Source organism: Pseudoalteromonas sp. S2721, assembly GCF_005887425.1.
Taxonomy (GTDB): domain Bacteria; phylum Pseudomonadota; class Gammaproteobacteria; order Enterobacterales; family Alteromonadaceae; genus Pseudoalteromonas; species Pseudoalteromonas simplex.
The window spans coordinates 44,504-65,860 of record NZ_PNCZ01000041.1; the positions used below are offsets into that span (position 1 = coordinate 44,504).

Annotated in this window: 20 protein-coding genes, 1 pseudogene and 1 riboswitch; of the genes and pseudogenes, 15 read left to right on the forward strand and 6 right to left on the reverse strand. The window is 41.0% G+C overall.

Annotation, left to right across the window (positions count from 1 at the left end):
• Positions 1 to 92 precede the first annotated feature (92 nt).
• Positions 93 to 1,721 (forward strand): pyridoxal-dependent aspartate 1-decarboxylase PanP, encoded by a 1,629-nt coding sequence (panP, locus tag CWC02_RS15645; RefSeq protein WP_138619244.1) that lies wholly within the window; start codon positions 93 to 95, stop codon positions 1,719 to 1,721.
• A 22-nt stretch (positions 1,722 to 1,743) separates the two neighbouring features.
• Here the strand turns inward: panP and argE are convergent, their stop codons facing one another.
• Complete coding sequence (argE, locus tag CWC02_RS15650; RefSeq protein WP_138619246.1) at positions 1,744 to 2,895, reverse strand: acetylornithine deacetylase; 1,152 nt, start codon at positions 2,893 to 2,895, stop codon at positions 1,744 to 1,746.
• 221 nt (positions 2,896 to 3,116) lie between these two features.
• On the opposite strand from argE, the gene argC reads away from it, so the two are divergent.
• The 9 genes and pseudogenes from argC to CWC02_RS15695 all read left to right on the forward strand — a co-directional run bounded on the left by argC (position 3,117) and on the right by CWC02_RS15695 (position 11,311).
• Entirely contained in the window at positions 3,117 to 4,127 is a 1,011-nt protein-coding gene (gene argC / locus CWC02_RS15655; RefSeq protein ID WP_138599666.1) for an N-acetyl-gamma-glutamyl-phosphate reductase, read from the forward strand.
• A complete protein-coding gene (gene argB, locus CWC02_RS15660) occupies positions 4,127 to 4,885 on the forward strand; it encodes an acetylglutamate kinase (RefSeq protein WP_138619248.1) in 759 nt (252 codons plus the stop codon). Before argC ends, argB begins: the two co-directional genes overlap by 1 nt.
• Before the next feature lie 7 nt (positions 4,886 to 4,892).
• On the forward strand, positions 4,893 to 5,813 hold the full coding sequence (locus tag CWC02_RS15665; protein ID WP_054551090.1) for an ornithine carbamoyltransferase: 921 nt from the start codon (positions 4,893 to 4,895) through the stop codon (positions 5,811 to 5,813).
• 9 nt (positions 5,814 to 5,822) lie between these two features.
• Positions 5,823 to 7,025, forward strand: a complete 1,203-nt coding sequence (locus CWC02_RS15670) for an argininosuccinate synthase (protein ID WP_054551091.1) — start codon at positions 5,823 to 5,825, stop codon at positions 7,023 to 7,025.
• Between the two features lie 52 nt (positions 7,026 to 7,077).
• Positions 7,078 to 8,941, forward strand: a pseudogene (gene argH / locus CWC02_RS15675) (argininosuccinate lyase).
• Between the two features lie 252 nt (positions 8,942 to 9,193).
• Positions 9,194 to 9,403 carry a hypothetical protein gene (locus CWC02_RS15680; protein WP_138619250.1) on the forward strand — a complete coding sequence of 70 codons (210 nt, stop codon included), beginning with the start codon at positions 9,194 to 9,196 and terminating at the stop codon, positions 9,401 to 9,403.
• 32 nt (positions 9,404 to 9,435) lie between these two features.
• Entirely contained in the window at positions 9,436 to 9,954 is a 519-nt protein-coding gene (locus tag CWC02_RS15685; RefSeq protein WP_138619252.1) for a hypothetical protein, read from the forward strand.
• A 264-nt stretch (positions 9,955 to 10,218) separates the two neighbouring features.
• On the forward strand, positions 10,219 to 10,785 hold the full coding sequence (locus tag CWC02_RS15690; RefSeq protein ID WP_138619254.1) for a hypothetical protein: 567 nt from the start codon (positions 10,219 to 10,221) through the stop codon (positions 10,783 to 10,785).
• Positions 10,778 to 11,311 carry a hypothetical protein gene (locus tag CWC02_RS15695; protein ID WP_054551097.1) on the forward strand — a complete coding sequence of 178 codons (534 nt, stop codon included), beginning with the start codon at positions 10,778 to 10,780 and terminating at the stop codon, positions 11,309 to 11,311. Before CWC02_RS15690 ends, CWC02_RS15695 begins: the two co-directional genes overlap by 8 nt.
• Before the next feature lie 9 nt (positions 11,312 to 11,320).
• Here CWC02_RS15695 and CWC02_RS15700 read toward each other — a convergent pair whose 3' ends face one another.
• The gene (locus tag CWC02_RS15700) at positions 11,321 to 12,697 is read right to left on the reverse strand and encodes a capsule assembly Wzi family protein (RefSeq protein ID WP_138619256.1); all 1,377 of its coding nucleotides are present in this window, start codon (positions 12,695 to 12,697) and stop codon (positions 11,321 to 11,323) included.
• Entirely contained in the window at positions 12,694 to 13,176 is a 483-nt protein-coding gene (gene coaD / locus CWC02_RS15705; protein ID WP_054551099.1) for a pantetheine-phosphate adenylyltransferase, read from the reverse strand. Before coaD ends, CWC02_RS15700 begins: the two co-directional genes overlap by 4 nt.
• Before the next feature lie 217 nt (positions 13,177 to 13,393).
• Between coaD and CWC02_RS15710 the strand changes: the two genes are divergently transcribed.
• Entirely contained in the window at positions 13,394 to 14,047 is a 654-nt protein-coding gene (locus CWC02_RS15710; protein WP_138619258.1) for a TetR/AcrR family transcriptional regulator, read from the forward strand.
• A gap of 108 nt (positions 14,048 to 14,155) precedes the next feature.
• Positions 14,156 to 15,613, forward strand: coding sequence for a tRNA uracil 4-sulfurtransferase ThiI (gene thiI / locus CWC02_RS15715; RefSeq protein ID WP_054551101.1), 1,458 nt, complete (start codon positions 14,156 to 14,158; stop codon positions 15,611 to 15,613).
• Between the two features lie 76 nt (positions 15,614 to 15,689).
• Here the strand turns inward: thiI and CWC02_RS15720 are convergent, their stop codons facing one another.
• Both CWC02_RS15720 and CWC02_RS15725 read right to left on the reverse strand, forming a co-directional pair.
• Positions 15,690 to 16,583 carry a ketopantoate reductase family protein gene (locus tag CWC02_RS15720; protein WP_138619260.1) on the reverse strand — a complete coding sequence of 298 codons (894 nt, stop codon included), beginning with the start codon at positions 16,581 to 16,583 and terminating at the stop codon, positions 15,690 to 15,692.
• Positions 16,576 to 16,926: a VanZ family protein gene (locus tag CWC02_RS15725; RefSeq protein ID WP_054551103.1), complete on the reverse strand. Its 351-nt coding sequence runs from the start codon at positions 16,924 to 16,926 to the stop codon at positions 16,576 to 16,578. Before CWC02_RS15725 ends, CWC02_RS15720 begins: the two co-directional genes overlap by 8 nt.
• Before the next feature lie 157 nt (positions 16,927 to 17,083).
• Here CWC02_RS15725 and CWC02_RS15730 point away from each other — a divergent pair, with 157 nt between their 5' ends.
• The 3 genes from CWC02_RS15730 (at position 17,084) to CWC02_RS15740 (ending at position 20,724) form a co-directional block, all read left to right on the forward strand.
• On the forward strand, positions 17,084 to 17,566 hold the full coding sequence (locus tag CWC02_RS15730; protein ID WP_054551104.1) for a YajQ family cyclic di-GMP-binding protein: 483 nt from the start codon (positions 17,084 to 17,086) through the stop codon (positions 17,564 to 17,566).
• Between the two features lie 318 nt (positions 17,567 to 17,884).
• Positions 17,885 to 18,466 carry a hypothetical protein gene (locus tag CWC02_RS15735; protein WP_138619262.1) on the forward strand — a complete coding sequence of 194 codons (582 nt, stop codon included), beginning with the start codon at positions 17,885 to 17,887 and terminating at the stop codon, positions 18,464 to 18,466.
• Between the two features lie 214 nt (positions 18,467 to 18,680).
• Positions 18,681 to 18,836: riboswitch (cobalamin riboswitch) on the forward strand.
• 34 nt (positions 18,837 to 18,870) lie between these two features.
• Positions 18,871 to 20,724 carry a TonB-dependent receptor domain-containing protein gene (locus CWC02_RS15740; RefSeq protein WP_138599676.1) on the forward strand — a complete coding sequence of 618 codons (1,854 nt, stop codon included), beginning with the start codon at positions 18,871 to 18,873 and terminating at the stop codon, positions 20,722 to 20,724.
• Positions 20,725 to 20,784: 60 nt separating this feature from the next.
• Here CWC02_RS15740 and msrA read toward each other — a convergent pair whose 3' ends face one another.
• Positions 20,785 to 21,318, reverse strand: a complete 534-nt coding sequence (gene msrA, locus CWC02_RS15745) for a peptide-methionine (S)-S-oxide reductase MsrA (protein WP_054551107.1) — start codon at positions 21,316 to 21,318, stop codon at positions 20,785 to 20,787.
• Between the last annotated feature and the right edge of the window lie 39 nt (positions 21,319 to 21,357).

Here is a 21,357-nt window from a genome sequence, read left to right on the forward strand (position 1 = left end):
TTAGCCAATTTCGTAGCAACAGTGCCGCAAAAGTGTTCACCAAGATGTCCCATCATCAGGTGCATTTTTAGCTGCTAATTATGGGTATTAGGATGGATCAAAAGCGTTGTGCCGTCGCCTCCAAAGAAAGCTTGATTCGTATTTTTACGGTGCCAGAAGCACCAGACTCGACATTAAGTAAAATCGAATCTGAAATTTCTAGCAACTTAGCTGGGTTCTTAAATGAGAATATAGCTGCAATTGAAAAGCCTTTGCACGAAATTGAAAAAGACTTTCAAACGGCCACTATCCCAGAAGAGCCAACCTTTGTTTCTGACTATGCTCAAGATATTATGGAGCAGTTGGTTGCTCATTCAGTGCACACTGCTGCACCAAGCTTTATTGGTCACATGACCTCAGCGTTACCGCATTTTGTGTTACCGCTTTCTAAATTAATGGTCGGTCTAAACCAAAACCTAGTAAAAATTGAAACTTCAAAGGCATTTACGCCTCTAGAAAGACAAGTTTTGGGCATGATGCATCACCTTGCTTATGGTGAAGACGACAGCTTTTATAGCAAATGGATGCACAGTGCGAAAACGTCATTAGGCGCATTCTGTTCAGGTGGCACTGTCGCTAACATTACCGCCTTATGGATTGCCCGCAACCGTTTATTAAAAGCCAATGGTGACTATAAAGGCATTGCTGCACAGGGTTTAATCGCGGGAATGCTGCACTATGGTTACAAAGGCTTAGCTGTGCTTGTTTCTGAGCGAGGCCATTACTCATTAGGCAAAACAGTTGATCTACTGGGTATTGGTCGCGATAACATTGTCGCAATTGCAACCGGCGAAAATAATAAAGTCGATGTCGATGCGATGCGTAAAAAGGCTCATGAGCTTGAAGCGGCTGGCATTAAGGTAATGGCACTTGTGGGTGTTGCTGGTACGACTGAAACGGGCAGCATAGATCCACTCAATGAAATGGCTGATTTGAGCGAAGAACTTGGCTGTCATTTTCATGTCGACGCTGCATGGGGTGGTGCAACCTTACTTTCTTCAAATTACCGCCACCTATTGAGCGGTATTGAGCGCGCTGATTCAATAACTATTGATGCACACAAACAAATGTATGTACCAATGGGAGCGGGGTTAGTGTTATTTAAAGACCCTGCAGCGACGGATGCTATTGAGCATCATGCGGAATATATTCTTCGTAAAGGCTCAAAAGATTTAGGCAGTCATACCCTTGAGGGCAGCCGCCCAGGTATGGCAATGTTAGTGCATGCTTGCTTACGTGTTATTGGCCGTAAAGGCTACGAGATGCTAATTGATCGCAGTATCGTGAAAGCGCGCACTTTTGCCGATATGATCAAGCAGGATGAAGATTTTGAATTAATCTCTGAGCCTGAACTTTGCCTATTAACCTATCGTTACGTACCAAAAGAAATCCAAGCGAAACTGAAAGATGCAGACAAAGAAACGAAATTAGATATTTACGCTTCGTTGAATCGCTTTACTGCAAGCATGCAAAAGCGTCAGCGTGAAGCGGGTCGCTCTTTTGTATCGCGTACACGTTTAACTCCTGCAAAATATGACCATCAGCCCACCGTGGTTTTTCGTGTTGTATTAGCCAACCCGTTAACCTCTAAAGCAATTCTAAAAGATATTTTAGCGGAGCAAAAAGAGCTGGCGAAAACCGACCCGGTATTTAAAAAATATTTAAGTAAGTATATGGATTAACAAAGGGAGCGTGATGCTCCCGTTATTCACTAAAGCAGCTTGCTTTAATCATGTTACTGATAATCGCTTGTGATGGTTTAATTTTTTCCATCGCTAAAAACTCATCTGGCTGGTGGGCTTGGTTAATTGAGCCGGGCCCCATGACGATGGTTTCGCAGCCAAGCTGTTGAATAAAAGGGGCTTCTGTACAATAGTTTACAGCGACAGCGGGTTGACCTGAGATTTTTTCGGCCAGCTTTACAAGTGCTGTATCAGTGCTACCACTAAATGCTGGGATAGGTTCATGCATGTCGATAACGCTCACTGCATTTGGGTATTGGGCATTAATCTCTTCTGCGGCTGTTAGCAAAATCGCTTGTAGTTCTTGCACACTTAAACCTGGTAAAGGCCGCATATCAATGTGCATTTCACAACAACCACAAATGCGGTTGGCATTATCGCCACCATGAATATGACCAAGGTTCAAAGTAGGGTACGGAATTTCAAAGTGCTCAACTGAATATTTATTCTTTAATTCTTCTTTGATGATTAACAATTTTGTAATCATTTTATGCATGACTTCGATGGCGTTTAAACCACGTTCAGGATCGGAACTATGGCCTGAGCGACCAATTACTCTAATGGCTGTACTCATATGGCCTTTATGAGTAAATACCGGTGTCATATCAGTTGGCTCACCAATGATGCAGCGCGCTGGTTTTAAGTCTGGGTGGCGGCAAATTTGTTGTGCCCCCGCCATTGTGGTTTCTTCATCGGCTGTGGCTAGGATTAAAAGTGGCTCTGTTTGCTTAGTTTCATCAAGCTCGCTGATAGCCTGTAGTACAAAGGCAAAAAAGCCTTTCATATCAATACTACCTAAGCCAAAAAGTTTATTGTCATGCTCGCTGAGTTTAAATGGATCGTAGTTCCAGCGGCTATCATCAAATGGCACAGTATCAGTATGACCTGCAAGCATTAAACCGCCATCTCCTTTACCGCGTTTCGCTAATAAGTTGTAACGGCCTTTGCCGTTTTCAAGCTCTGTGATTTCACATGTAAAACCCAGGCTTTCGCACCAGTCTGCGAGCAAGGTAATTACCCCTTTATTGCTCATGCACAAAGAATCTTCAATCGCACTAATTGAAGGGGCAGCAATTAGCTGCTGATACATAGATATAAAAGAGGGTAGCGACATAAAAAAATCCAAAAATAATTATTCAATCTAATTGCATAACAATATAAAAGTATTTATGATGAATATCAATTCACTTTTTGAGCATAAATATTAGTAAAGCTGTACGATGAACACGAAACGACGATAACCTGATTTGATTACTTTAGACAGTGTTTTTATTCGCAATTGAGCGAGTAATTTTAGGCGTATCGATAAACAGATTTAATAGGTAAAAGTAAGCAATGAATGTAGTGATTATTGGCGCAAGTGGTTATAGCGGCGCAGAGCTAGCAAGTTTAGTTGCTAAGCACCCCAAACTGACCCTACAAGCATGTTATGTGTCTGAAGGGAGTTTAGATAAAGGCAAATTATTAAGCGATTTATACCCTGAGCACCTTGGATTGTTAGAGTATCCACTACAACCTCTAACAGCTGAGGCTTTCCAAGATATCGAAAGCAATGCTGACTATGTATGCCTGTGTACTGATCACAAGGTCAGTGTTGATCTTGCTCCCCAATTTTTAGCCATGGGTAAAAAAGTATTCGACCTATCTGGTGGTTTCCGTTTAGCTGGGAATGAGGATTACCTGACTTATTACGGTTTCGCACATGAACACCCTGCGCTTTTAGAGCAAGCAGCGTATGGTTTAGCCGAATGGAATAGCGATGCGATTAGTAAAGCGAGCCTTGTAGCTGTCGCGGGTTGTTACCCAACAGCGGCTCTTAATTCTTTAAAACCACTTAAAGAAGCTGGGCTATTAGCTGATCAAGCCATTATTGTTAATGCGGTGTCAGGTGTTACAGGCGCTGGCAGAAAAGCCAGTGTTAACACGCACTTTTGCGAAGTATCACTTGCTCCTTATGGCTTGTTTAACCACAGACACACACCTGAGATTGAGCAGCACCTTGGTCACCCTGTGTTATTCACCCCACATTTAGGTAATTTCCCTCGCGGAATCTTAGAAACTATTTATGTGCAATTAAAACCAGGCGTAACAGTAGAGCAAGTGAGCGCGGCGTATCAAGTGTTAGCTAACGAGCCGTTAATTCGTTTACTTGGCAATAAAATTCCAAGCATTAAAGGCGTCGCTAAACAACCATTTGTTGATATTGCATGGCAGCAAAAAGGTGAGCAACTCATCGTTATGTCAGCGATTGATAACCTTCTAAAAGGCGCAGCTGGACAAGCATTACAGTGTATTAATTTAGCCATGGGTGAACCTCACCACACTGGTTTGGTAGGAGCGCTGTAATGAAAACTTGGGTCATTAAAGTCGGTGGTGCTGTGTTAAATAGCGCAGATGCCGCAAAAGCGCTTTTTGATGTTTTAGCCTCTGAACAAGATAACTTTGTTATTGTTCATGGTGGTGGTGCCTTGGTTGATGCTTGGCTTAAAGACGCCGGCTTTGTAACTGCAAAACATCAAGGTTTACGTATCAGCCCAAATGAGCAAATGCCATATATTGTTGGTGCTCTTGCCGGTTGTGCCAATAAACAATTGATGAGCCAAGCAATCAGCGCTGGCCACAAACCTGTTGGTTTAAGCCTTTATGAAGCGGGTGTACTGGTATCTGAAAAACTTAGAGTATTGGCGCAAGTAGGTCAGTGCTCAGGTAGTTGTGACAGCGTGCTACCTAGCATGCTTGAACAAGGTCGTTTACCTCTAGTGAGCTCTATTGGTTTTGGGGAAGATGGCCAATGGTACAACGTCAATGCAGATGAAGCTGCAGCGGCTATCGCTAAAGAGCTTAATGCAGAACTTATTTTTATGACAGATGTAGAGGCTGTGCTTGATGCCAATAAGCAGCCACTACATCAACTTAATACGCAGCAAATCGAAACACTTATCCTTGAAGGAGTTATTCAGGGCGGGATGGAGGTCAAAGTAAAGACCAGCCTTCTTGCTGCCCAACATTTACGACGTGGTGTGTATATCTCAAGCTGGCTGAAGCCAGAGAACTTAGTCGCTTTATTAAAAGGCGAGCATGTAGGAACGAAAATTACACCATAGGTATTTCATGTTAAAAAATTTCTTAAATGGTCTTGAATTAGACCAAAAAGGCGCACTTAAATTACTAAACTTAGCGCAAAAAATTAAAGCAAACCCAACAGACTTCAGCCAAGCATTAGCGGGCAAATCAGTGGTTACCTTGTTTGAAAAGCCAAGTTTACGTACTCGTTTATCATTTGATATTGGTATTAATAAACTGGGTGGTCACGCAGTTTATTTAGATTCACAAAATGGTGCCATGGGCGCTCGTGAATCGGTTAAAGATTTTGCTCTTAATATCTCAACTTGGGCTGATGGCATTGTTGCTCGCGTGAATGCGCACAAAACACTGACCACACTTGCTGAATATTCATCGGTGCCTGTTGTTAATAGCCTATGTGATTTATATCACCCATGCCAAGCACTTGCTGACTTTTTAACGCTGCAAGAAGTGCATGGCGATGTTAGCAAACTAAAGCTTGCTTACTTAGGTGAAGGTAACAACGTCACACACTCTCTAATGCTATTAGCAGCCAATTTAGGCACTGATTTTGTTGCAGTTTGTCCTAAAGGTAGCTCGCCAGATTCGCAAATTCTCAAGCAAGCAGAGCAAATTGCAGCAATGAATGGCGCGTCTGTTATGGTGAGTGACAGAATTGAGGCGGCAGTTGGCGCAAATGCAGTCTATGCTGATACCTGGGTTTCAATGGGTGATAAAACACCGCTTGAGCAGGTAAAAGCTAAATATATGCCTTATCAGCTTAACCAAGCCCTATTAGAGAAAACCGGTGCGCAAACGGTACTGCATTGTCAGCCAGCGCATCGTGAGTTTGAAATTACCTCTGAGGTAATGGATGGTCCAGCATCAAAAATTATTCAACAAGCAGAGAATCGTATGCACGCGCAAAACGCTCTACTTGTCACATTATTAAATCCAAATTTTGTTTAAGGAACACCAATGAGTTCAATTAAAAAAGTCGTATTAGCCTATTCTGGTGGTCTTGATACATCGGCAATCGTGCCATGGTTAAAAGAAAACTACGGCTGTGAAGTAATCGCGTTTGTTGCTGATGTAGGCCAAGGCGCAGAGGAGCTTGAAGGCGTTGAAGAAAAAGCCATTGCTTCAGGTGCGTCGGAATGCCATATCGTAGACTTAAAAGACGAAATGGTCAGTGACTATATTTACCCAACTTTAAAAACGGGTTCTATTTACGAAGGCACTTATTTACTAGGTACGTCTATGGCGCGTCCAATCATTGCTAAAGCGCAGGTTGAAATTGCCCGTAAAGTAGGTGCTGATGCGCTTTCACATGGTTGTACTGGTAAAGGTAACGACCAAGTACGTTTTGAGTCATGTTTCGCAGCCCTTGCACCAGATCTAAAAGTGATTGCACCGTGGCGTGAGTGGGACTTATCAAGCCGTGAGTCATTACTTGATTACTTAGCTGAGCGTAATATTCCGTGTTCTGCGTCAGCAACAAAAATTTATAGCCGTGATGCGAATGCTTGGCATATTTCTCACGAAGGTGGTGAGCTTGAAGATCCATGGTGCCAACCAAGTGATCAAGTATGGACTTGGACTAACTCGCCAGAGCAAGCACCCAATGAAGCAGAATATGTAACATTAAACGTTGTTGAAGGTGAAGTGGTTGCTGTTAATGGTGAATCGCTTAAACCATATGACTGCTTAGTTAAATTAAATGACATTGCTGCGCCGCATGGTGTGGGTCGTGTTGATATCGTAGAAAACCGCTTAGTGGGTATGAAGTCGCGTGGCTGTTATGAAACACCAGGAGGCACTGTGATCATGGCTGCTCTTCAAGCGATTGACGAGCTTGTACTAGATAAATCAAGCCGTAAATGGAAAGAAGTACTTGGTGGCGAGTTCTCTCACTTAGTCTATGACGGTCGTTGGTTTACGCCATTAAAAGACTCGATTCTTGCAGGTGCTGAATCACTGTCTAAGTTAGCAACGGGTGAAGTAGTACTTAAGCTTTATAAAGGCCAAGTCACTGCGGTACAGAAAAAATCACCGAATAGCTTATACAGCGAAGATTTCGCAACCTTTGGCGAAGATGATGTATATGACCAATCTCATGCAGAAGGTTTCATTCGTTTATTCTCGCTTTCAAGCAGAATCTCAGCACTAACGAAAAAGTAATTTAATTATTGCCCTGCATTGCAGGGCAATAGCCGAATTTGGAGACAGTTCAATGGCACTATGGGGCGGACGTTTTTCTACGGGTCCAGATGAAGCGTTTAAACAATTCAACGATTCACTTCCTTTTGATTATCAACTTGCAGAGCAAGACATTATTGGTTCAGTTGCTTGGGCAGGGGCGTTAAAACAAGTTAACGTACTTAATCAGCAAGAATACGATGACCTCGTTGCAGCACTTAATAAGTTGCTAGATGAGGTTAAAGCAAACCCACAGGCAGTGGCTGTAGCAGGGCATGAAGATATTCATTCTTATGTTGAATCAGCACTGATTGATAAAGTGGGTGACCTTGCTAAAAAGTTACACACTGGTCGTAGCCGTAATGACCAAGTAGCAACAGATTTCCGTTTATGGTGTCGTGATACAGCTGAGCATATTCTTGCAGCAATCGCAGAGCTGAAAGGTGAGTTTATTGCCTTAGCTGAGCGTGAGCTTGGCACTATTTTACCTGGTTACACACACTTACAGCGCGCACAACCTGTGTTATTTAGTCATTGGTGTATGGCCTATGTTGAAATGCTTGAACGTGATGAAAGCCGTTTAAGTGATGCCAAAAGCCGTATGAATTATTGCCCACTTGGTAGCGGTGCATTAGCCGGTACTGCGTACCCAATTGATAGGCAAATGCTTGCCGAAGGGTTAGGCTTTACCGGTGCCACACGCAATAGCCTTGATGCCGTATCTGACCGTGATTTTGTAGTTGAGCTATTAAGCTGTGCATCGATTTCGATGATCCACTTGTCGCGCATGGCTGAAGATTTAATTTTCTATAACTCGGGTGAAGCGGGCTTTATTGAGCTTTCTGATGGGGTAACATCAGGCTCTTCACTAATGCCGCAAAAGAAAAACCCAGATGCACTTGAATTAATCCGTGGTAAAACGGGGCGGGTTTTTGGTGCATTCAGTGCCATGATGATGACATTAAAAGCCCTGCCGCTTGCTTACAATAAAGATATGCAAGAGGACAAAGAGGGCTTATTTGATGCGATGCCAACTTGGCTGGCATGTATTCATATGGCGCAAGCGTGTATCAAAGGCATTAAAGTTAATGCAGATAAAACATTAGCAGCAGCAAAAGGTGGTCACTCAAATGCGACTGAACTTGCTGATTATTTAGTGGCTAAAGGTATTCCATTTAGGGAAGGTCATCACATTGTTGGTACGCTCGTGCAAATGGCTATTGCACAAGGGAATAACTTAGAAGATTTAAGTTTAGAGCAATTTAAATCAGTGCATAGCATTTTCGAATCAGATGTATATCCTGTATTAGAAATAGATGCCTGTATTAAAGCAAGACAAGCTCTGGGTGGCACCTCTCTTGAGCAAGTAACTAGTGCCATCAAAAACGCAAAAAAAAACAGCAAATAGCGGTACGTGACGCAACCTTAAATGATGTTGAGTCTATTGCTAAGCTAATCCAGCATTGGGCTACGGTAGGTGAAAACCTACCACGAGCTAAAAGCGATATGATTCACTCAATTAATGAGTTTGCTGTCACTGAAGTTGAAAACCAAGTTGCAGGCTGTGCCTCGCTGTATATTTACGACACCGGTCTTGCTGAAATTCGCTCGCTTGGGGTGGACCCCGAATCACGAATTGCCGGGCAGGGGCGTCAACTTGTTGAATATCTGCTTAAAAAAGCCAAAAGCTTGGCGCTTAGTCGGGTAATTGTCCTGACCAGAGTGCCAGAATTTTTTGCAAGCCAAGGTTTTAGCTTTTGTAGCAAAGACAGTTTGCCAGAAAAAGTGATCAAAGATTGTGAACTTTGCCTTCGTAAAGATAATTGCGATGAAGTGGCAATGGAATATATTTTAAAGCCAAGTAATGCGCGGTGATCCCGTGTAAACACGTGGCTTAATTTTCCCTGGATAGGAAAAACGCACGGTTACCCCTGTGCGTTTTTTTATGTCTGAAATTTAGATTTACTGACTTTTATGATCAAAATGATCAACTTTTGTAAAAGTTGGATCGTTAATTGCTTTTATTATCAATGCGGTGGCAACGTCGTAATGAAGTATAAAAAAGCGTCAAAAAAATGAGAACGCTTAACTCAGCTTGCAAGCTATTGTAAGCTGTACTGAAAAAACAATTAACTTAAAGGAATTAACTTATGCAAGTTTCAAACAATAGCCAATTGCAAATGCAAGCTTACAGCCAAATGCAACAAACAAAGCCTGCTTTGGAACAAACTACTAGTAATAAAACCCTGCAATCTGATACAGTAACTTTATCAAAAGAAGCGCTGTCTTTATCAGGTGGTGTAGAGATTCAACGTGGCGGTGGTGGTATCACTACTGATCCAGATCGTCGTCCATCATAGTAGGCGATGAAGATTCAACAACGAGCGGGTGTATGTACTTTGATTTGACGTCATTAGGTATTCATTTTGATACAATTATAATTTGGGGTCTTCTAATGGCTTCTCTTTATAATATATTTCTAAAATTTGCCGTTGATGAAAGAAGCGACTCCCCACTCGTTGTATCAATCATTATGTTCCTCTCGTATGGTCTTAGTTATGAAATAGTTGATCTGAATGCAGGTACATCAATCTATTCAATTTGGGCCACATATGACCTTGTTACAATAGCCATTATTTTTCTAGCACACAAAATCTTCAAACTAAGACTTACTTCAACTTTTTATTACATTGCCTTTGGGCTTTCTATAAATACTCTTTTATACCTACTTCTGCATTTAGATATTGTTGTTTTTGGTAGGCAAGAGTATTGGTGGTATTGGAGCTTCTTTTCTATAGGTGTTAACACGGTTGACTTTTTCATGGTTGTTACGCTGGTATTTGGAAAAGATTGGTTAGGCTTATCTAAGTTATTCAAGCCAAAAGTAAGGCAAAAGAATATTAGTTATTGAGCATTCATCTGCTAAAACATCTAGCGTCTTCATAACAAGGTAAATATGACACTGGATTTTCATAATTTACTCTAGTTTACAAATTACTTTATCAAGGCTAGCTGTTTTCGCTAACAGATGTACATGTGTTTGTTGGTAAAGTACTTGGCTCTAAGACTAAAAGTAACAAAAATCATGGTGTAACAGTTTTAATCATCCTGTCTTACATAGAGTCATCTGTGACGTTAATCCTTCTATTAAAAGAGCATCCGAAAGTTCAAATCTATGGCTATTAGTAATTTAATAATAACTATTCAGCAAACGTTAGGCACATATCTAGCTACATTTATTATGTGGGGCTTCTTAATGACTTTTTTATTTAATATGGTAAATCGCTCATCCATCATAAGTAAAGATAAGACATTGATGTGGATCTCTTTGGCTATATTTCTCTCTTACTTACTCACCGACCCATTAGTATCGATGGCTTTTGAAATAGAGTCGTTGAGATATGCTTCTATTTTTATTATTTGGTGTATTCTTGATTTGACATGTTTGGGTGTCATTCTGCTTATTAGTCGAAATAGCCCGATAGAAAAATTCCCAGCCAAGTTGTATGTGATTATTGGCTTGCTAACGAATAGCTGTTTGTTTTTCTGCTTATACCTAGATGTTAGTGTTTACGGGAACGAAGAAAGGTGGTGGTTATGGGATGTATATACAGTCACAGTCAATGTGATGGATCTAACCATGCTGGCCGCCCTGTTAACTAATAAAGACTTTTTTAAGTTAGCGGCATTGTTAAAATACCTTAAGACTAGATGTAGCGTTCAGCGAGAGTTAAATGCTTAAACTAATCCAAGACAACTTTGGAGTATACCTCGCAGCATTCATCATGTGGGGGTTTTTGATGTCGTTTCTTTATAACATGGTAAAGAAATCATCTGTACCGAATGGTGACAAAACAGTGATGTGGATCTCACTTGCACTGTTTATTTCTTACATGATGAGCGACCCATTACTCAATATCGCGCTTGGTTATGATATTTTAGATTCAAGCTTTGCCTATGTCATATGGGCGCTATCTGATTTAACAATTCTGCTAATTGTATGGTTAATTGCTCGAAAGCGAAATCTTGCACAGGCTCCAGCTAAGCTTTATGTGTACACTGGGCTTCTCGTCAATTCATCACTGTTTTTAGCCATGTATTTCGATATTAACTATGCTTATACTGGAAGTTGGTGGTTTTGGGATGTTTACAGTATCACTGTGAATCTGATGGATATCATGATGCTCATCGCTCTTTTCAGTAATAAAGACTTTTTAGGGCTTGTGAAGCTATATAGGCGAGTTCGAGGCCAAGCTGAACCAGCTTGACCTCATTAGTTAGAAACGGAATTCCCAACTGGTTCTAAGGGCTGTGTTTGTTTCTGACTCATCGCCTATTTCATCTTTTGAAATAAGCCCCGTCACTTTCCACAGACCATTAAAGACAGATTGTTGATAACCGAGTTCCAACTGCAGCTGACTCATATCTGATGCGAGCTCAGCTTGCGCTGCTTCGCTTTCAATCCAACGAAGCTTAGCATGGCCACCATAACCGTTTAGAGTATGGTAATAGGCGCCTAGGATAGCCGATTTACTTTGTTGTGGTGTTGAGCTGCCAATTAAACGTGAGCGTTGTGTATAGCTACCAGAGCCATATACGCAATCACTAATTTGCTCACAAGTTTGCTCTGTATTGGAGTATTCAAAGTAGCTTTTTAATAGACTTTCTTTCGAGCCAAAATAGCTTTCAACACCTAGCGTATAAAATGGCTCGCTCGGTGCTAAGCCACTTTCATTTCGACCCATTACCTCAGCATAAAATGCCACAGGTTGCGCCGCTAAAGAGGTTGAGTACTTAACATCTAAGCTAGTTAAACGGTGTGTTGATTCACTGCTTTCGAGTGTAACAGGGTCAATTTCTAAGTTAGTTAAATAATCAGAGCCTGCACTGTTAATTGCTATTTCAAGGCCTGTTAATGGCGTACTTGCAAATCGGAGCGCCCAAAAGTCACCGTCATCTGAGCTATTTAGATATGGCTTTTGTTTGGCGTAAATCCCCGTTAACTGCCAGTTACCGATAAATGATAACCAACTTGGGCCTACATATTGTGTATTTGCTCTGGTAAAGCGAACGCCTTTCATTGGCGCCGCATTATTTGATAGTAGTAGGGCGTTATCGTTACTTGGCCCCCACCAATGGCTTACTTGCTCTGCACTAAGTGACCAATTACCCAGAAGTATGGCTAAATAGCTATCTTGGTAAGTAACATGCTGCTTATCAAGGGCGTCATCGGCGTAATTTACACTGACTTTAGCGCTAACACGCTTCCCAGTGATTGAACCATAACTATTTACACCGCTTTCTTGCTGGTGGCGTTTACCAAACCCTTGCTGAGACAGTGGCTCGCTGTTGTAGTTTAGGCGAATACCTGAACTAGTTTTTTGCTTTGCATTATCAAGAGCATGTTTTACATGCTGATACGCAAATAAGCTTTGCTCATCAAGTTGGCTGGTATTGGCAACGTCTAGGTCCCGTGCGATACCTTGCCACATTAATGGGTAGCTATTAATAGGCTGTTTAATAATGCCTTGGTTAAATAGCATTTCGATTGAAGCGCGAAGCAGTGGGTCGTCGCTTTCTATCCATGGCCCAGCAACACTTGGCGCAGAGATCATTAGTAATGCAGTTAAGCTAATGAACTTTTTTAATTTCATCCGTGAATTTTATCCTGTAAGGCTTTGGCTACAATAGGGTCAACAAACTCGCTCACATCGCCATTGTGGCGTGCAACTTCTTTAACTAGAGTTGATGATATAAACGAATTCTTTTCTGCTGGTGTTAAAAATACACTTTCTAGATCAGGGTTTAGACGACGATTCATATTAGCTAACTGAAATTCATAGTCAAAGTCAGACACAGCACGAATACCGCGAATAAGCACTTCGGCTTTATGGTCGCGAGCTAAATCAGCCAATAAGCCAGAAAAACCAATTACACTCACGTTATCAAGGTGCGCCAAAATCTTATTAGCAAGTTCAACACGCTCATCAAGGGTAAAGCAGGGTTGTTTACTAGGATTATGCGCAATGGCAACAATCACTTTATCGAACATTTTTGCCGCGCGATGAATTAAGTCTGTATGGCCATTTGTAAGTGGGTCGAAAGTGCCCGGATAGATTGCAGTAACGTTCATAACTATCAGCGATTTATAAATTTGCTTGCTATATTAACAGTGTTTTCTCGACTATGCAGCTTAGAAAATACGCGTATCGGATTAGGAACCTTCACCTATATAAGGTACTAAGCCGATTGAGGTTAATATTTTTCAAGGTAGTATTTAATTGTCGCGCATTTGTTTATACTGCTCGGCTGGGGACCGTAATAATCATAAAAAACAGAGTAAATAGGCTATGAGCACAAAGGATAAGATCATACACACCAGCATCGAATTATTTAATCGCCACGGTGAGCGTGCCATAACAACTAACCATATCGCTTCGCATATGGGGATAAGCCCAGGTAACTTGTATTATCACTTTAAAAATAAAGAAGATATTATTCGCCACATATTTGCTTTGTATAGCGACCATTTACATACCCACTTTAAGCCACTGACTCCTGACGATGATGCACTAGAAAACCTAGCGGGCTATCTTGATTCGCTATTTGAACTTATGTGGCGTTTTCAGTTTTTCTACGACAACTTAGGCGATATTTTATCTCGTGATGAAGAGCTGAAAAAAGGCTACATTGCGTTTCAAGCTGAGCTTTTGGAGCAAGTAAAAGAGGTACTTTTTGCATTACGAGAAGGCGGTATCATTTGTATTGAAGACGAAGATGTCACAGAGCTTGCGCATATGCTTAAAATGACCGTGAGCTTTTGGACACCTTACATCAAAGCTCGCCGCTTAAGCGGCGAACTTGCCAGAGCCGATATTTATAACGGTATTTTAAAGGTATTGCTGCTATTAAAAGCCCATTGCACCGAGCAACACTTAGAGCAAGTAAATCAATTAAGGGCAAAGTATTTAGCCCTTGCTGAAACAGAGCAAAGCGAACAATAACCCCGCAAAGCAGTTTATTTCCTAGACGCTATAATTTTTGTTATAATCGCGCGCCCTTGAGGTTGCTATACCTTAGGGCGTGTGAAATCCACAGTCTAAGAGTGAACTATGCTTAAATTTATCGTCAAATTACACCCTGAAATCGCGATCAAGAGTAAATCTGTTCGTAAGCGTTTTACCAAGTTATTAGAAAATAACATTAAGATCGTTTTGCGTCGTGTTGACGAAAAAGTGCAGGTAAGAAACAACTGGGACAATATCTCTGTTGTTAGCTTGCTAGACTCTGAGCAAGTTCGCTTAGATATTATCGACGGCTTAAAACGCATTCCAGGTATCGTACAGTTTATTGAAGTAACAGAAACAGACTTCGACTCAATCGACGATATTTACCAAAAAGCACTTGAACTAATCGGCCACACGATTGCAGGCAAAACCTTCTGTGTGCGTTGTAAACGTTCTGGTAAGCATGATTTCACATCGAGCGATGTAGAGCGCTACGTAGGTGGTGGTTTAAACCAGCATGTTGAAGGTGCGCGCGTTAAATTATCTCACCCTGAAGTGACTGTTCGCTTAGAAGTACGTGATGATAAAGCATACATTGTTACTCAAACTCACTTAGGTATGGCGGGCTTCCCGTTGCCAACACAAGAAGATGTATTATCGCTTATGTCGGGCGGTTTTGACTCTGGTGTTGCAAGCTACCAAATGATCCGTAAAGGTGCGCGTACTCACTTCTTGTTCTTTAACTTAGGTGGTGCTGCGCACGAAATCGGTGTTAAGCAGGCGAGTTATTATATCTGGAAACAGTTCAGCTCTACTCACAAAGTGAAGTTTGTTACTGTTGATTTTGAACCTGTTGTTGCTGAGATTTTAGAGAATGTTGAAAACAGCCAAATGGGTGTTGTGCTTAAGCGTATGATGATGCGTGCCGGTAGCCAAGTTGCAGAAAAACTAGGTGTACAAGCGCTAGTGACTGGCGAAAGTATTGGTCAGGTATCAAGCCAAACATTGGCTAATCTAAGTGTGATTGACCGTGTGACGGAAACTTTGATCATTCGCCCGTTAATCCAACACGACAAGCAAGATATTATCAATATTGCGCGTCAAATCGGCACAGCAGAGATGGCAGAAAGCATGCCTGAATACTGTGGCGTAATTTCTAAAAAGCCAACAGTTAAAGCTAAAATCAAAACGATTCTTGCCGAAGAAGCTAAGTTTGACTTCGACGTGCTAAATACAGTTGTTGAAAATGCACGTGTGATGGATATTCGTGATATCGACACCGAAGCAAAAGAAGAGGTGAAAGAAGCTGAGTCTGTATCAGATTTACCTGAAGGGGCGGTTGTTGTTGATATTCGCTCACCAGAAGAAGAAGACGCAAACCCACTAGAACTCGAAGGTATTGAAGTTGTACATTTACCTTTCTTCCGCTTAGCAACTAAATTTGGTGACTTACCAAAAGATAAAGAATATTACTTATATTGTGCTAAAGGTGTGATGAGTCAGCTACAAGCGCTGATCTTGCACGAAGAAGGCTTTAGCAACGTAAAAGTGTATCGTCCGTAAAAGATACTGATAAAAGCGCGAAATGTTCGCGCTTTTTTAATACCTGAAATCATTACGAGAACTTTCCCCTTGTAGCTTAACTTTTTATTTTTATCATGCTGAGCATTGCTTGATTATAGGGGGTTTTTATTCCTAACTTAGCGCCTTGCTCGCACACATAACCACAAATTGCATCAATTTCAGATTCTCGATTATGGCTGATGTCTTGTTGCATAGAAGAAAAGTTTTCAGCGGTGGCTGTCATCACAGAGTAGGCTTGATCCAGCGCCTCGCTGAGTTTTACTTTAACTCCTTGTTTATTGGCGACTAGGCACGCTTCACTAAGTAAATTGATTATGCGCGTGTTAAATTGCGGTGCACGTAGCTGGCCATTTTTTACGTTATGAATTGCTGTTAACGGGTTAATGGCAATATTCACTAACAGTTTTTGCCATCGCAATGAGTGAATATCATCGCTCACAGAAAAATGCGGCAAGTAACTAAACTGCTGCTCAAGCTCGTTGAGCCTTTCGCTTGCAGTTGCATTACATGCGCCTAGCACACTTTCACCATTACCTGTATGGTTTACGCTATAAGGCGTTGTTTTAAAACCAGCTAAACGCGTGGTTAAAAACGCTAATCCTTGCGTATTCAAAAGCTGGGCATTAAGTTCATCAACATTACCCATGCCATTATGAGAAATAACGATTTGGCATGTTCTACTGAGATAAGGTTTTATTTGCTTAAAGGCCGCTTGAACTTGAAATGCTTTTACTGTTATTAACACCAAATCAAAGGGCGCTGATCGACCAAGCTCTTTGTGATTAATGAGATGGGCTTTGATAGGGTGTGATTTACCATTGCTTGCTTGATAAAAACGTGTGGTCAGGGTCGGCTTACGGGTCAGTAATGTGATGTCATGTTGTGCAGATAAAAAATGGCTAAACAATAAGCCAATCGCACCATCGCCAACAATTAAAACATTAGCCATTACGTTGCTTTCTACCTAAATGAAAACCAAGTTTTATAGCAAAATAGCTGATGGCACCAATAAAGTCAGCGATAAAGTCACCAACCGAGGCTTGACGGTAAGGCAGCATATCTTGCATAAACTCAATGGCCGCACCATATCCGGCTAACAGTAAAATTTGCACCATAAGTGGTAATTTAAAGGCTTTATCCATCACCAAAGCCAGTACAAAGAAAATACCAAAATGCGCCACTTTATCTACGTGTGGGAAGAGGTTACTCACCCCTTTAATTTCTTTGGCAAACAAAATCGTAAAGCCAATAATGCTGGCTAAAAAGATAACTTGGTAAACACGCCTTGTCACAATAAACCCTAAAAATGCCGAAATTGAATGGCCAGTATATCAAACAATTTTTGCATCGCACCTGAACAAGCCGGATAAAAATAGAAAGAATCGACAAATAAGCGTTATAATTGCCAACCATAAATGAATTTAAAAAAGACTATGTTAGGAGAACCCCATGCCTTCATTTGATATTGTTTCTGAAGTAGAAATGAACGAAGCGCAGAATGCAGTAGATAATGCAAAGCGTGAACTAGAGACACGCTTTGATTTTCGTGGTGTTGATGCATCAATCGAACTAAGTGATAAAGTAATCAAGTTAAAAGCAGAAGCACCGCAACAAGTAATGCAACTTTTTGACATTCTTGCTGCGAAAATTTCAAAGCGTGGCTTAGATGTATCTAGCCTTGAGCTTAAAGATGAATCGCGTAGCGGTAAATACGTAATGCGTGACGTTGCTCTTAAGCAAGGTATCGAAAAAGACGTAGCGAAGAAAATCGTTAAGTTAATCAAAGATTCAAAAATTAAAGTACAAGCTGCTATTCAAGGTGAAGAATTACGTGTAACTGGTAAAAAACGTGATGATTTACAAGAAGCAATGCAAGTTGTTCGTACTGCTGATTTAGGTCAACCATTCCAGTTCAAAAACTTCCGCGATTAATATATAGCTTTAAGTTTTAAGCTATAAGCCTGCAAGTTTCTGAACTTTACAAGGAGCGTATTTTGAGACGAATATTAGATTACAGAGAAAAGATATCTTCTAGCTATTTTCAGCTAGAGGATATTTATGTCAGTAAAAAACAAAACAATAGATCGTAATAAACAGAAAATACACAGGTCCACACAGTACTTATTTTTATCAACAAATACCAAGTTTGTGGGTAAAATGATGACTAAACCAAGACTTTTATTTAAAAGCCTTGGTTTTTTTTGTTTCTAAATTAGAATGCTGGCTTTTCATTTCACTAAGGAGAATGTATTGAAAAAAGTTTTAGTGTTGGCAGGGGCTGTTATTTTATCTGGATGTGCATCAAATAAGTACTCGCAGCCAATGGTTGATGGGCCCAGCGCCAAACTTCGTTTAGCGTCTGTTCCTAGCAATAATAATTTTATCAATGTACCTGAAAAAAGTGAGTGTATTGCTAAAAAAGTAGGGTCAAATAATCACATAGCCACTCTTGGTGTTAAAGCAAACCTCGTAAGAAGTCTCAGCCGTTTAAACATGCCAGCTTATGATACAGAGCTTGGTGACTCGCATCAAAATGAAGTTTATATTCCTGCAGAAAAGCAATTTTCATTTCAATTTAATGGGGTTGGAATTACCGGCTTTTCTCCAGGTCAGAACGATTCAGGTGGTGTGCTGTACTCTTGGTGTAGAAAAATAATAACTTTCATGCCAAAAGAAGATGCTAACTATGAGGCTTTATATGATTACGTTGAGTTGCCTAATGGGAAAGAAACGTGCGGTGTAAAACTGTTTGAAATTGTACTTTCGAATGAAGGTACTTATGAAAAAGTTGAAAGCTCAAACTATAAAGTTGTTGAGAATTACTGTGATTAATATTGAGTATTTTTCTCTAATTTTATAAATGAGATTCAAAAGCCAATCAGCCATGCTGATTGGCTTTTTTACTTTAGGCTTACACCTTAGCACTTAACTTGCAGCTTGAAGCTTTAGACTTAAAACTTTGGTTTAGAAGTATAGCCGTCCATTGACTTTCCTCCCCAAAATCATCACAATAACGGCCTATTTTCGAGGTGCTTGCTGTATCTTCAGATACGTTTTATTTCAAAGGGTGAAATAGTCGCAAGATAATCGGGAAGTTGGTGCGTTTTCAGGGAGAAAACAATGCCAACACTGCCCCCGCAACGGTAATGTAGATGCCATGCATGTACAGAGTCCGGAGACCGGCCTTGAAGTAACTTACTATTCGCGTGTGCGGTGGGCACAGGCTAGGGGATATCATGCTAAATAAATCTGCGTTAGGCGTAGCGGTTGCTGCTGCGTTGTCTTTTTCTGTATCTGCTGACGAGCAATCAATCGAGCACATCACAGTTTCTGCCAATAAATTCGAACAATCAATTAATGATGTATTAGCCAGTGTTACTGTCATCGACCGCGCTGATATTGAAGCAAGCTATGTTCGTGACTTACCAAGCTTACTAGCCACTCAAGCAGGCTTTCAAATTAATGCCAATGGTGGTTTTGGGCAAAGCTCTGGTGTGTCATTACGTGGTGCAAGTTCTCGTCATACACTTATTTTAATTGATGGTGTACGCACAGGCTCTGCAACACTTGGCTATAAAAGTATTAGCAATATTCCTTTAAACAGTATTGAGCGTGTTGAAGTAATTAAAGGCTCACGTGCAGCTGTATATGGTTCTGATGCGCTAGCTGGTGTGATTAATATCATTACCCGTAAAGCACAAAACACGACCTTAGATGTTACTTTTGGCTCAGACTCTTACCAAGAGTACCAAGTAGCGACAGGTGGTCAGTTTGCAGGTGTTGATGTTGCCGTTAATGCCGGTTATGAAAAAACAGATGGTTTTGATGTTCTGCAAGGCTTAGCGCCAGATGAAGACGGCTACGAGAACAAAAACCTTGGCTTTAATCTTGGTTATCAAAATGAGCAGTTAGGTGAGTTTTTAGCGCAAGCACAATACTCAGAAGGCGAAGCAAAATACGATAGTGCTTATAGCCCTGCAGACAGCACTGTAGAAAAAGGCGAGTTCGAAAATTACCAAGCTTCACTAGGTTGGAAAAAGGCTTTCGAAAAACACAGTCATGCCATTGATATTGCCATATCAAGTGATAGCTCAGATGACTCACGCATTGATTACACGGGTGCAACGGTGGTTGATAAGTTTGAAACTGAGCGTGAGCAAATTGATTACAATGGCCAATACTTTTTCAATCAAGCACTGACTCTTAGTGGCGGTCTGAATTGGTATAAAGATGAAGTGAACACTAACTCAGGTACTTATTTAAAAGACAGCCGTGAAGTATTCGCTGCGTTTGTTGGCGCTTATTATGACGATGAACACGTGCTGGCAAACCTAACCGTTCGCCAAGATGATGATCAGCAGTTTGGTGATGAAACAACTTACACTGCAGCTGTTGGCTATCACTTAAATGACATCGCTACATTCCGCGTAAGTCAAAGCACAGGTTTTAAATCTCCAACATTTAATGACCTATATTACCCGGGCTCAGGTAACCCAGAGTTAAACCCTGAAACATCAGATAACCAAGAGCTTGGCTTATCACTCAATGTGAATGATATCAGCCTTGATATTGCGATTTTCCGCAGCGAAATCGACAACAAAATCGCTTGGGCACCAAATGCATCAGGGCAGTGGATCCCAACTAATATAAACGAAGCTCGCCATGAAGGTGTTGAATTTAGCTTTAAAAACCAAGTGTTTGGCTTTGATCACAGCTTTAACTTTACCTACCTTTCAGCTGAAGATACTGAGACAGGTCAGTCACTAACCTATGTGTCAAATCACAGTGTAAATTGGTCATTAAACAAAGCATGGGGTGATTTTGATGCTGGTATCGATATGCAATACCGTGGTGATCGTGATGGCAAGTTAACGCACTTACCATCGTATACGTTATGGAATTTAGTTGGTCACTACCAAGCGACTGACAACTTAACAGTGTCACTTCGTGTAGAAAACCTATTCGATAAAGAGTACAACGCCGTTGATGCCTATGGTACAGACCTAGATGGAGATTACATCAACGACGAATTTTATTATTACAACACGGCCGAGCGTCGCTTGTTTGTAGGTGCCCGTTATCAGTTCTAATAATAAGGAAAATTATTAGTTCTGCGTTTAAAAGCTCGCTACCTACTTAGCGGGCTTTTTTCATTTAAGTTTAGCTGCGTAATACTGTTCGAACTTTGCAAGCTTTGGGGCAATAAGAATACTGCAATAACCTTGATTTGGGTTTTCATTGTAATAGTCTTGATGGTACTGCTCTGCAGGGTAAAAGTTTGTAAGCGGACTCAGCTCGGTGACAATCGGCTCACGAATTTGCTTTTGTAAAGCATCAATCATGGCTTGAGATTCTGCTTTTTGCTGTTCATTATGATAATAAATAACACTGCGATACTGAGTGCCGACATCATTACCTTGGCGGTTTAATTGTGTGGCATCGTGTAAAGTGAAGAACATTTCAAGCAGGGTGTTATAGCTCACGATACTACTGTCAAAATCGAGCTGAACCACCTCAGCGTGACCCGTTAAGCCAGTACAAATTTGCTGATAACTAGGGTTTTCAATCTCACCGCCTGCATAGCCAGAGCTGACATTAAGCACGCCTTTCACACGTCTAAATGCGGCATCAATACACCAAAAGCAGCCGCCGCCAAAAGTGGCAATTTGTATGTTGTTATCCATATTAAACTCCCTTATCGTTTTGCTGACTATAGCCGAAAA

Bases quoted from the DNA above. Each gene is read 5' to 3' on its own strand.
- panP (WP_138619244.1), top strand. From the start codon at position 93: ATGGATCAAAAGCGTTGTGCCGTCGCCTCCAAAGAAAGCTTGATTCGT.
- argE (WP_138619246.1), bottom strand. From the start codon at position 2,895: ATGTCGCTACCCTCTTTTATATCTATGTATCAGCAGCTAATTGCTGCC.
- argC (WP_138599666.1), top strand. From the start codon at position 3,117: ATGAATGTAGTGATTATTGGCGCAAGTGGTTATAGCGGCGCAGAGCTA.
- argB (WP_138619248.1), top strand. From the start codon at position 4,127: ATGAAAACTTGGGTCATTAAAGTCGGTGGTGCTGTGTTAAATAGCGCA.
- CWC02_RS15665 (WP_054551090.1), top strand. From the start codon at position 4,893: ATGTTAAAAAATTTCTTAAATGGTCTTGAATTAGACCAAAAAGGCGCA.
- CWC02_RS15670 (WP_054551091.1), top strand. From the start codon at position 5,823: ATGAGTTCAATTAAAAAAGTCGTATTAGCCTATTCTGGTGGTCTTGAT.
- CWC02_RS15680 (WP_138619250.1), top strand. From the start codon at position 9,194: ATGCAAGTTTCAAACAATAGCCAATTGCAAATGCAAGCTTACAGCCAA.
- CWC02_RS15685 (WP_138619252.1), top strand. From the start codon at position 9,436: ATGTACTTTGATTTGACGTCATTAGGTATTCATTTTGATACAATTATA.
- CWC02_RS15690 (WP_138619254.1), top strand. From the start codon at position 10,219: ATGGCTATTAGTAATTTAATAATAACTATTCAGCAAACGTTAGGCACA.
- CWC02_RS15695 (WP_054551097.1), top strand. From the start codon at position 10,778: ATGCTTAAACTAATCCAAGACAACTTTGGAGTATACCTCGCAGCATTC.
- CWC02_RS15700 (WP_138619256.1), bottom strand. From the start codon at position 12,697: ATGAAATTAAAAAAGTTCATTAGCTTAACTGCATTACTAATGATCTCT.
- coaD (WP_054551099.1), bottom strand. From the start codon at position 13,176: ATGAACGTTACTGCAATCTATCCGGGCACTTTCGACCCACTTACAAAT.
- CWC02_RS15710 (WP_138619258.1), top strand. From the start codon at position 13,394: ATGAGCACAAAGGATAAGATCATACACACCAGCATCGAATTATTTAAT.
- thiI (WP_054551101.1), top strand. From the start codon at position 14,156: ATGCTTAAATTTATCGTCAAATTACACCCTGAAATCGCGATCAAGAGT.
- CWC02_RS15720 (WP_138619260.1), bottom strand. From the start codon at position 16,583: ATGGCTAATGTTTTAATTGTTGGCGATGGTGCGATTGGCTTATTGTTT.
- CWC02_RS15730 (WP_054551104.1), top strand. From the start codon at position 17,084: ATGCCTTCATTTGATATTGTTTCTGAAGTAGAAATGAACGAAGCGCAG.
- CWC02_RS15740 (WP_138599676.1), top strand. From the start codon at position 18,871: ATGCTAAATAAATCTGCGTTAGGCGTAGCGGTTGCTGCTGCGTTGTCT.
- msrA (WP_054551107.1), bottom strand. From the start codon at position 21,318: ATGGATAACAACATACAAATTGCCACTTTTGGCGGCGGCTGCTTTTGG.